This window comes from Streptomyces sp. NPDC054794 (genome assembly GCF_053611585.1).
Window position 1 is genome coordinate 71817 of record NZ_JBSHAQ010000044.1, and the last position, 10570, is coordinate 82386.

Here is a 10570-nt window from a genome sequence, read left to right on the forward strand (position 1 = left end):
GGACCAGGAGCGCCCAGGAGGCCCTGTTGCCGCGGTCGGCGGCTGGTGAGGTCGGTCAGCCGGTGCGGCGCCTCAGTTCTTGACCTGGCCCTTCTTGAGCCACAGCTGGTCCAGCAGGACGTTGCAGCTGTCGCCGTCCCCGCAGGTGATCGAGATCGTGTTGGTGCCCTTCTTGAGGTTGGGCCACACGTAGGAATGGGTCCAGGCGTTGGCCGGGTCGCTCTGGCCCGTCCAGTTCTTCAGGCCGAACTTGCTGCCGAAGGGCTTGCCGTTGACGGTGAGGGTCATCTTGCCGTCCTCGACAGCGCTGTAGTGCGCGAAGATCGTGTAGACGCCGTCCTCGGGAATGCCGTTGACGGTCCAGGTGACCCCCGAGCCCGCCTGGTTGAGGTTCGTCACATAGATGCCGTCCGCCGCCTGGGCGCCCTTGACGTCGGACGCCAGGCTCGCGGTGCCGTCCAGGTGCAGCGCCTTCGCGTCGATCGTCGGCAGCTCGCCCGAGCTGGAGACCGAGCTGGTGCTCGACGGGCTCGGCGAGGCCTTCTGCGACTGGGCCGGGGAGGCGCCCGCCCCGCCGGACTTCTTGTCGTCGTCGCCACCGTTGATCATGGCGACGCTGATGCCGATCACGACCGCGGCGACCACCGCGATCGCGCCGATCAGCAGGCCCTTGGTGTTCGGCCCGCGTCCCCGGCCGCCGCCCGCGCCGGGCTGCTGTATCGGCTGCCGGGTGGTCGGCGCGCCGCCCGGGAGGGTCTCCGGCGCCTGGTAGTGCGCGTTCGGCTGGCTGTAGGTGCCCTGCTGCTGCGGGACCGCCTGCGCCTGCTGGCCGCCGTACGTGCGCTCGCCGACCGAGCGCACTCTGCTGACCGAGTTCGGGTAGCCGTAGCCACCTGACGGCGGCTGGGCACCCCGGGCCTGACCGTCGGCGTAGAGATAGCCGAACGGGTCGTCGTCCTCGGGCGTGCTCGCGCCGTTGTCGCCGGGCGTCATCCCTTGGTACTCCTCAACAGGTGCGGGCGGATGCGGTACAGGTATTGAGTGGCGAGCCTACCCGTTCTCAGTGACCCAAACGGGTGACTCGGACCGCATCAACTCACTGACCTGCGGATCATCCGGCGCGCCTGTGTTGTTTGGGACGAGATCGTTTCTCGACGTACATCCGCTCGTCAGCGGATTTCAACACCTCGTCCGCAGTCATGCCGCAGTGTGCCCATCCGATGCCGAAACTGGCGCCCACGCGCACCGCCCGACCCTCGGCCCGGATCGGCTGGATGATCTCGTTTCGCAGCCGAACGGCCAGGTCCTGGGCGTCGGCCTTGCCGAGCCCGTCGGCGAGGATCACGAACTCGTCGCCGCCCAGCCGGGCCACCGTGTCGCCGTCGCGCACGCCCCGGGTCAGCCGCCGGGCGACCTCGATGAGGACCGCGTCGCCCGCGTTGTGCCCGAACCGGTCGTTGATCGACTTGAAGCCGTCGAGGTCGCAGAAGAGCACCGCGAGACCCTTGGTCCCGTCGTCGCGCTCACCCTCGGGGGCGATCGTGTGCACGTGGTGGTCGTAGGCGTCGAACGCCTCCGGGCCGGCCGCGAAGTCGAAGCCGTGGCCGTTGAGGTCGAAGGCGGGGTGGCCGTAGGCGGCGTCCAGCGACTCCATCTCGTCGGCGTGCGCGGGCCGATGGCACAGGCGGGCCGACAGGCGCGAGCGCAGCTCGGCGGAGTTCGGCAGGCCGGTGAGCGAGTCGTGCGAGGCGCGATGAGCGAGCTGGAGCTCTCGGCGCTTGCGCTCCTCGATGTCCTCGACGTGGGTGAGCAGGAAGCGGGGGCCGTCGGCGGCGTCGGCGACGACGCTGTTGCGCAGCGACACCCAGACGTAGGAGCCGTCGCGGCGGCCCAGGCGCAGCTCGGCGCGGCCGCCCTCGGCGGAGGTACGCAGGAGCGTGCCTATGTCCTCGGGGTGGACGAGGTCGGAGAAGGAGTAGCGGCGCATCGCGGAGGCGGGGCGGCCCAGCAGCCGGCACAGGGCGTCGTTGGTACGCAGTATCCGTCCGTGCTGGTCACCGCCCATCTCGGCTATCGCCATGCCGGAGGGGGCGTACTCGAAGGCCTGCCGGAAGCTTTCCTCGCTGGCGCGCAGCGCCTGCTGCTCCCGCTCCAGGCGGACCAGGGCGCGCTGCATGTTCGAGCGAAGACGCGCGTTGCTGATCGCGATGGCCGCCTGGAACGCGTACATCTGGAGCGCCTCGCGGCCCCAGGCGCCGGGGTGGCGGCCGTTGCGTGGGCGGTCCACGGAGATCACGCCGAGCAGTTCGCCGGAGCCGCTGCCCTGGACGCCGGGCGTGTACATGGGCGCGAAGAGGCGGTCGGAGGGGTGCCACTCGTCCTCGAAGCGGGGCGCGGGTCCGTCCGTGTACCACTGCGGTACGTCGTCGTCGTCGAGCACCCAGCCCTCGGTGTGCGGTATGAACCGCAGGTCGCCCCAGGCCTCGCCCATGTTCAGACGGCGGTCCCAGGAGGCGCGGGAACCGGCCCGGCCGGTGATGAGGGCCTCGGCGGCGGGGTTGCCGGAGAAGGCGGCGACGACGAGGTCGCCGTCGGGGCGCACGAGGTTGACGCACGCCATCTCGTAGCCGAGGGCGTTGACCGCGCCGTCGGCGACGGTCTGCAGTGTGTCCGCCAGGCTACGTGCCGTGTTCATGTCGGCCATGACCTGGTGCAGCTGCCGCAGAGACGCAAGGCGGACATACGGCTCCGACTCGCTCTCCATGCTCGCCCTCCCCCCGAGACCTCGCAGCGAATCAAGGGTTCTCTTCGGCGTATCGTCCTTGCAGGTTTCCACGCCACTGAATCACAGCGCGCTGCCCACTCGGTACACAGGGTCAACAATTAATGGCCCTTGTGACTCAAGTCACAGGCGAACATGAACAATTGAGAGAGGTTTCCGCGTTTTCCCTGTGCGTTTACTGAACGCAAGCTTTGTGAGTGTGCGGACATCATGCACGAACGCTTCATCGGGAGTCGTAGACGAGGTCCTAGGACCCGGTTCGGGCGGAGGGCCGATGCGCCGTGTGCGGGCCGAAGATTAGCGTTTCCGCGTGCTGAACACTTCCCCTGCCCCGCCTTCCCCCACCGCCGCCACCACGCCCCGGCATGCTGAGGGGGTGAGCAACGACGAGTTCCGGGCCGCGATGTCCCGGCTGGCCGCGGGCGTGGTCCTGGTGACCGCCCAGGAGCCGCCGCTGGACCCGGACGACCCCCTGGCGCCGGGCGGCGAGGACGTCGGCATGACCGCCACCGCCTTCATGTCGGTCTCCCTGGACCCGCCGCTGGTCCTGGTCAGCCTGCGCAACGGGTCCCGCATGGACGACCTGCTCGACGAACAGTCCCTGTGGGCGGTCTCCGTCCTCTCCGAGAGCCAGCGCCACATCGCGGGCCGCTTCGCCATGAAGGGCCGCATCAGCGACCGACTGCTGTTCGAGGACATCGCGTACGGGCGCGGCGAGGCGTCCGGCGCGCCCCTGGTGGGCGGTGCACTCGCAACCCTGGAGTGCCGGACCGAGCAGCGGGTGACGGCGGGTGACCACACGCTGGTGATCGGGCGGGTTCTGACCGCGCGGGTGCCGAGTGCGGACGGCGGCGCGTTGCTCTATTTCCGGGGCCGTTACCGGCAGTTGGGGTAATCGAGCGACTCGCGTGCGGCCGGTGGAAATTCTGTGGCCGGTGTGTGACGAGCCCGCATATGGTGCGCGGATGACGTCGACTCCAGCGCCGCGCCTCGAAGAAGTCACACCCGGGAATTTCGAAGCGGCCGTCGGGATTAACGTGCGGCCCGACCAGGAGCACGCGATCTCGCCCGTCGTACAGTCCCTGGCCGAGGCGTACGTCCGTCCGGCCGGCGTCGCCTGGCCTCGGCTCATCGTCGACGGAGACGGCGAGAGCGCGCGTCCGGTCGGTTTCCTCATGGCCTTCCTCGACATCGACTGGAACGACGACGGCACCCTGTTCCGCTCCGGCCTGTGGCGGCTGAACATCGCCGCCGACGAGCAGGGCAAGGGCTACGGCCGGTTCGCCGTCGCGGCCGTGGCCGCGGAGCTGCGCCGCCGCGGCACCGAGCGGCTGTACGTCACCTGGCACCCCGGCCCGACCGGCCCCGAGGGCTTCTACCTCGGGCTCGGCTTCCGGAAGACCGGGGAGATGAGCGGGGACCAGACGGTCGGGGTGCTCGACCTGACGTAGGTCCTGCCCTAGCCGCGCTCGATGTCGAGGGCCGCGAGCCGCTCGGGGTCCGTCACGATGTCGATCACCGCGATGCGGTCGCGTACGAAGGTGAAGGTCAGGGCGCGCTCCGGGCGGCCGGCGCCGGGTACGACCAGGCCCGTCACCCCGTCCACCAGGACCGGCAGGGCCAGGCGGCCGAGGTGGGCGTAGGCCGTCGCGCCGGACGCGACCGCCGCCGCGCCCGTGGTCACGCCGGCGTCGGTGCGGGCCACGACGTCCGGGTCGAGGACCTCCAGCAGCCCCTCGAAGTCGCCGTCGCGCGCGGCGGCCAAAAAGGCGTCGACGATCTCCCGCTGCCGGGCGAGGTCGGCGTCCGGCGCCGGGGCGCCCTGCACGCGTCGCCGGGCCCGGCTGGCGAGCTGGCGAGCCGCCGCGGACGAACGGCCGAGGATGGCCCCGATCTCCTCGAACGGCACCGCGAACAGGTCGTGCAGCACGAAGGCGAGCCGCTCGGCGGGCGTGAGGGTCTCCAGCACGACGAGGAGGGCGATGCCGACGGAGTCCGCCAGGAGGGCGCCCTGCTCGGGGTCGGCGGCGGGCGCCGGGGTCGTCGGGCCGCTCTCCAGGGGCTCCTCGGCGCGGGACTTGCGGGAGCGCAGCATGTCCAGGCAGACCCGGCCCACCACGGTCGTCAGCCAGCCGCCGAGGTTGTCCACCCGCTCGCTCTCGGACCGGCTCAGCCGGAACCAGGCCTCCTGCACCGCGTCGTCCGCCTCGGCGGCCGAGCCGAGCATCCGATAGGCCACGGCGCGCAGATGAGGCCGGTGCGCCTCGAAGCGCCGGGCGAGGAACTCGTTGTCGGTTCCGGTCATCGGTGGTCACTACCCCTCATGCGGTCCGCGGTCCGTCGTCACTGCGTTGACGGATCGCGCGGCACGAATGTGACAGGGGTGGGACGAGAAAGGAGGGGAGGGGAGGGGAGGAGGGGAGGGGACGCGAAAGGACAGGAGGGGATCGGGAGGGGAGGGGACAGGAGAAGACCAGGAGGGGACGGGACGCGGGGACGAACCCCGGAACCCGCCGGAACGGCTACGTCCAGTCCCGGCCGGTACGCCCCCGCTTCGTTTCCGCGCGCTGCTTCTTCTCGCGCAGGCGGCGTTCGTTGATGCCGCGAGGGATTCGGGTGGGCTTGCGGGGCTTGGGCGGGGGCGCGGTGGCCTCGGCCAGGAGCGCCGCGAGGCGCACGGCGGCGGTCTCGCGGTTGCGCCACTGCGAGCGGTGCTCGGAGGCGCGGACGGTGACGACGCCGTCGGCCAGCCGTCCGGCCAGCCGCTCCAGCGCCCGCCGCTTCCACACCTCGGGCAGGGCCTCGGTCTTCGCCAGGTCGAAGCGGAGCTCGACCTGCGAGTCACTGGTGTTGACGTGCTGTCCGCCGGGCCCCGAGGAACGCGAGAAACGCCACATGAGCTCGGCCTCGGGCAGGGAGACGGAGCCACGGATGACGTAAGGACCGGACATGCGTCCCATGTTCCCGGCAGAGTGCGGCTCCCGTCACCCGGTTTTCCCTTTGGTAAAAGAGGTAAAGAGATCCGGAACCACGGGGACCCCTCTCGACGTTCTTCGGGGTGACGGTAGCTTCGTGCACACAGAACTAGGGAAGGGACTCCCAACAATGGCTGTAAGCCTGTCCAAGGGTGGCAACGTCTCGCTCACCAAGGAGGCTCCGGGCCTGACCGCCGTCACCGTGGGCCTCGGCTGGGACGTCCGCACCACCACCGGCACGGACTTCGACCTGGACGCCTCCGCCATCGCGGTCAACGGGCAGGGCAAGGTCTTCTCGGACGCCCACTTCGTCTTCTTCAACAACAAGCAGACCCCCGACAACACGATCGTCCACACGGGCGACAACCGCACGGGCGAGGGCGCGGGCGACGACGAGGCGATCAACGTCAACCTCGCCGGCCTCCCGGCCGACATCGACAAGATCGTCTTCCCGGTCTCCATCTACGACGCCGAGAACCGCGGCCAGAACTTCGGCCAGGTCCGCAACGCGTACATCCGCATCATCAACCAGGCCGGCGGCGCCGAGATCGCCCGCTACGACCTGTCCGAGGACGCCGCCACCGAGACGGCCATGGTCTTCGGCGAGCTCTACCGCAACGGCGCCGAGTGGAAGTTCCGCGCGGTCGGCCAGGGCTACGCCTCGGGCCTGGTGGGCATCGCCCAGGACTTCGGCGTGAACGTCTGAGTCACCCCGTCCGCACCGACCGAGCCCCCGCCCGTCACACGGCCGGGGGCTCGGCCGCGTTCACGCCTCCGCTTCGGATGCGATCCGGCCCGGGCCTCCGCCCGAAGGACGGGCCTCGCGGCGTCATGGAGGTCCCCCCGGCCGAAGGCGGGGGGGAGTGCCGGGCCTCGGCCCTCGTGCTGGACGTACTTGGGTCGGGGGCCGGTGCGACGAGTGGGGTCCCCCTGTCCGAGCGGAGCCGAGAGCGCGGGGGAGCGTGCCAGGCGTCGCGGGGCAGACGGGAACTCGACGGCCGGCCCTAAGGTTGGCCGGGTGATCCTGGAGCCCCTCTCCCCCGGCCTCGACATCCCGGCCCCGCTGCTCACCGAGCTCACCACGCTCTACGCCTCCAACCGTGAGTTCCAGGCCCTCAGCGGCGACTTCCCGGACCCGGACGACATCCGGCCGGAGCAGGTGGCGGCCGCGCTGGCCGACGAGTTGGCACACCCGGACGCCCAGGTGCTGCTGGCCCGCAGCGAGGGGCGGCTGGTCGGGGTCGTCATCACCCTCGCCCGGCACCCCGACCCGGCGGACCCGGATCCGTGGATCGGGCTGCTGATGGTCGACGCGGGTGTGCACGGGCAGGGGCACGGGCGACGGATCGCGGGGCTCGTCGAGGACCGTCTGCGCGCCGCGGGCCGCGGCGCCGTGCGTCTCGCCGTGCTCGACGCCAACCCCGAGGGCCTCGCCTTCTGGACCTCCCTCGGGTACGAGGTCATCGGCCACCGCCCGGACCGCGAGCTCGGCCGCCCCTGCGCCGTCCTGCGCAAGGCGCTGACCTGACGGCGTGAGGGTGACGTCCCGAACCTCACATGCGCTGTGTGGACGGGTAGTTGAGGTGCTTTCAGGCGTCCGCATAACGGACGACAGGTAACAGGTTTCGGATACGATCACGTAAAGTCTTGACTGCGGACTGTCAAAGATCTGGCTTGAATGCCACCCTCTCCTCACTCGCCGCAACTCTGTGCACCGCCTTTGCCCCGCCTGTGCCTCCACCGCGAGGCCAGCCCGAAGGAGATCGAGTGAGTCAGCAGCCCCACTCCACCCGCACCTCCCGCCGGACCGCCGTGCGCGCCGCCGCCCTGGTCGGCTCGGCGGCGATGGTCGTCCTCGCGCTGCAGAACGGTGCCGCCACCGCGGCCCCCGAGCACCACAGCGGCGCCACCGCGCTCCCCCTCACCGCCTCGGCCCGCGCCGGCGCCCTCAAGTCGGCTCAGGAAGCGGCCGGTTCGACGACCCGCGAGCTCGGTCTCGGCAGCAAGGAGAAGCTCGTCGTCCGGGACGTGATCAAGGACGCGAACGGCACCGTCCACACCCGCTACGAGCGCACCTTCGCCGGTCTGCCCGTCCTCGGCGGCGACCTGGTCACCCACGTGGCGAAGAACGGCACGCTCAAGGGCGTGAGCAAGGCGGCCAAGGCCCGCATATCCGTGGCGTCCACCGACGCCGCCGTCTCCCCCGCCGCCGCACGGAAGACCGCCCTCAAGGCCGCCGATTCGGCCAGGGCCACCGCCTCGACCGCCCGCAAGGTCGTCTGGGCGGCGGGCGTCAAACCGGTCCTCGCCTACGAGTCCGTGGTCAAGGGCGTCCAGCACGACGGCACCCCGAGCGAGCTGCACGTCGTCACCGACGCCACCACCGGCAAGGTGATCTACTCCTACCAGGCCGTCGACACCGGCACCGGCACCAGCCAGTACAGCGGCACGGTCGCCCTCGGCACCACCGCCTCCGCCTCCGGAGGCTACGACCTGATCGACGGCGGCCGCGGCGGGCACAAGACGTACGACCTGAACGGCGGAACCAACGGCACCGGCACCCTCTTCCACGACGCCGACGACGCCTGGGGCGACGGCACGGTCACCAACCGCCAGACCGCCGCGGTCGACGCCGCCTACGGTGCCGCCGTCACCTGGGACTTCTACAAGTCCGCGTTCAACCGCAACGGCATCGCGGGCGACGGCAAGGCCGCCTACTCGCGCGTCCACTACGGCAACGCCTACGTCAACGCCTTCTGGTCGGACAGCTGCTTCTGCATGACGTACGGCGACGGCGCGGGCAACGCCGACCCGCTCACCTCGCTGGACGTGGCGGGCCACGAGATGAGCCACGGCCTGACCGCGGCCACGGCGGGCCTGAAGTACAGCAAGGAGTCCGGCGGCCTGAACGAGGCCACCTCCGACATCTTCGGCACCTCGGTGGAGTTCTTCGCCAACAACTCCTCCGACGTGGGCGACTACCTCATCGGCGAGAAGATCGACATCAACGGCGACGGCACCCCGCTGCGCTACATGGACAAACCCAGCAAGGACGGCGGCTCCGCCGACTACTGGTCGCGGACGGTGGGCCGGCTCGACGTGCACTACTCGTCGGGCGTCGCCAACCACTTCTTCTACCTGCTGTCCGAGGGCAGCGGCGCGAAGACGATCAACGGGGTCTCCTACAACTCCCCGACCTACAACGGCTCCGCGGTCACCGGCATCGGCCGCACCAAGGCGTACCAGATCTGGTACAAGGCCCTGACCACGTACTTCACCTCGTCGACCAACTACGCGGGCGCCCGCACCGCCACGCTCCAGGCGGCGAGCGACCTGTACGGGGCGGGCGGCACGGAGTACAACGCGGTGGCGGCGGCCTGGAAGGCCGTGAACGTCAACTGACCCGGCACGACTGCGAGGGCCGGGCCGCCGCTCAGCGGTGGTCCGGCTTTCCCTCGCCGTACAGCCAGTCGTCCCAGATCGCGGCGAAGTCCTCGTCCGGCGCCGTCTTCGCCGTCTTCTCCACGTATCCCGTGAAGTCGGCGGTGTCCGCGTTGCCGTGCCGGTGGGCGGCCGCCCAGCCCTGGATGATGTCGTAGAAGGTGTCGTCGCCGACCTTCTGCCGGATCTTGTGCAGCACCATCGCGCCGCGGTCGTAGACCGGCGGGTCGGAGACGTGCGCGGCACTGGTCGGCTTCGCGGGCGGGAAGTCCCAGATCTCGTCGCCGGCCTCGTCGCTGACGCCGTCGTAGAACGCGTCGAAGGTCTCCTGCGCGCTGGGGCCGCCGTGGTCCTCCGCCCACAGCCACTCCGCGTACGTCGCGAAGCCCTCGTTGAGCCACATGTCCCGCCAGGTCTTCGGGGTCACGGAGTTGCCGTACCACTGGTGGGCGAGCTCGTGGACCAGGGTCGGGGTGTCGACGACGCCGGGGAAGGAAGGGCGGTTCTGGGTCTCCAGGGCGTAGGGCACGTCGTCCACGAGGTCGACGATCGCCCCGGTGGAGGAGAACGGGTACGGCCCGAAGTTGTTCTCCCCCCACTCCATGATCTCGGGGATCTTCGCCAGCACCTCGCGGCTCTCCTCGGCCCGCGACGGATCGACGGCGGTGTAGACGGGCAGGCCGCTCTTCAGGGTCGAGCGGGTGACCCGGTAGTGGCCGATGCCGACGGTGGCGACGTAGGTCGCCATGGGTTCGGCGGTGTGCCAGGCGAAGGTCGTGCGGCCGTGGGCGGTCGTCTCTTCGCCCAACTCCCCGTTGGACACGGCCTGCAGGCCCTCGGGCACGGTGACGGCGATGTCGTACGTCGCCTTGTCGGACGGGTGGTTGTTGCTGGGGAACCAGGCCATCGAACCGGTGGGCTGCCCGAGGGCCAGCGCGCCGTCCGGGGTGCGCAGCCAGCCCTCCGAGGAGCCGTCGGGGTCGGTGTACCTCAGCGGGACGCCCGAGTAGCGCACGGTGGTGGTGAACGTCTCCCCCTTGTCCAGGTCGTCGTGCGGGCGCACGGTCAGTTCCTGGCCGGCGCGGTTCCAGCGGGCGCGGGCGCCCTCGACGGTGACCGATTCGACGTGCAGTCCCTTGAGGTCGAGGTCGAAGGCGGACAGGTCCTGGGTGGCGCGGGCGGTGATCCGCGCGGTGCCGGTGAGGCGGTGGTCGCCCGGGTCGTAGGCGAGGGTCAGACCGTAGTGCGCGACGTCGTAGCCGCCGTTGCCCACCTTCGGGTGCCTCTGTGTTTGTCAAGGTGTCTGGTGCGGTGGCGTAGGCTCGGTTTTGGCGGGTCCGGGAAGTGACTTGTCCGAAGAGCCGGCCGTCGG

At 70.6% G+C, this 10570-nt stretch carries 10 protein-coding genes; 5 read left to right on the top strand and 5 right to left on the bottom strand.

Going from position 1 to position 10570, the window contains the following annotated elements:
* Nucleotides 1-72: 72 nt before the first annotated feature.
* Together ACWGKT_RS35305 and cdgB are read right to left on the bottom strand one after the other, a co-directional pair.
* Nucleotides 73-993, bottom strand: a complete 921-nt coding sequence (locus ACWGKT_RS35305) for a carbohydrate-binding protein (RefSeq protein ID WP_453276858.1) — start codon at nt 991-993, stop codon at nt 73-75.
* A 118-nt stretch (nt 994-1111) separates the two neighbouring features.
* Entirely contained in the window at nt 1112-2764 is a 1653-nt protein-coding gene (gene cdgB, locus ACWGKT_RS35310) for a diguanylate cyclase CdgB (protein WP_356151162.1), read from the bottom strand.
* 328 nt (nt 2765-3092) lie between these two features.
* Between cdgB and ACWGKT_RS35315 the strand changes: the two genes are divergently transcribed.
* Nucleotides 3093-3677: a flavin reductase family protein gene (locus ACWGKT_RS35315; RefSeq protein ID WP_453276859.1), complete on the top strand. Its 585-nt coding sequence runs from the start codon at nt 3093-3095 to the stop codon at nt 3675-3677.
* Nucleotides 3678-3747: 70 nt separating this feature from the next.
* Nucleotides 3748-4233, top strand: a complete 486-nt coding sequence (locus tag ACWGKT_RS35320) for a GNAT family N-acetyltransferase (RefSeq protein ID WP_453276860.1) — start codon at nt 3748-3750, stop codon at nt 4231-4233.
* Between the two features lie 8 nt (nt 4234-4241).
* On the opposite strand, the gene ACWGKT_RS35325 is transcribed toward ACWGKT_RS35320, so the two are convergent.
* Complete coding sequence (locus ACWGKT_RS35325; protein WP_235455920.1) at nt 4242-5087, bottom strand: sigma-70 family RNA polymerase sigma factor; 846 nt, start codon at nt 5085-5087, stop codon at nt 4242-4244.
* A gap of 217 nt (nt 5088-5304) precedes the next feature.
* Nucleotides 5305-5742, bottom strand: coding sequence for an alternative ribosome rescue aminoacyl-tRNA hydrolase ArfB (gene arfB / locus ACWGKT_RS35330; protein WP_356151168.1), 438 nt, complete (start codon nt 5740-5742; stop codon nt 5305-5307).
* A 145-nt stretch (nt 5743-5887) separates the two neighbouring features.
* Between arfB and ACWGKT_RS35335 the strand changes: the two genes are divergently transcribed.
* The 3 genes from ACWGKT_RS35335 (at nt 5888) to ACWGKT_RS35345 (ending at nt 9159) form a co-directional block, all read left to right on the top strand.
* Nucleotides 5888-6463 (top strand): TerD family protein, encoded by a 576-nt coding sequence (locus ACWGKT_RS35335; RefSeq protein WP_235453633.1) that lies wholly within the window; start codon nt 5888-5890, stop codon nt 6461-6463.
* 312 nt (nt 6464-6775) lie between these two features.
* Nucleotides 6776-7285, top strand: a complete 510-nt coding sequence (locus ACWGKT_RS35340) for an N-acetyltransferase family protein (RefSeq protein WP_453276861.1) — start codon at nt 6776-6778, stop codon at nt 7283-7285.
* Between the two features lie 317 nt (nt 7286-7602).
* Nucleotides 7603-9159 carry a M4 family metallopeptidase gene (locus ACWGKT_RS35345; protein ID WP_453276864.1) on the top strand — a complete coding sequence of 519 codons (1557 nt, stop codon included), beginning with the start codon at nt 7603-7605 and terminating at the stop codon, nt 9157-9159.
* Between the two features lie 31 nt (nt 9160-9190).
* On the opposite strand, the gene ACWGKT_RS35350 is transcribed toward ACWGKT_RS35345, so the two are convergent.
* Nucleotides 9191-10471 (bottom strand): M1 family metallopeptidase, encoded by a 1281-nt coding sequence (locus tag ACWGKT_RS35350; protein ID WP_453276862.1) that lies wholly within the window; start codon nt 10469-10471, stop codon nt 9191-9193.
* Between the last annotated feature and the right edge of the window lie 99 nt (nt 10472-10570).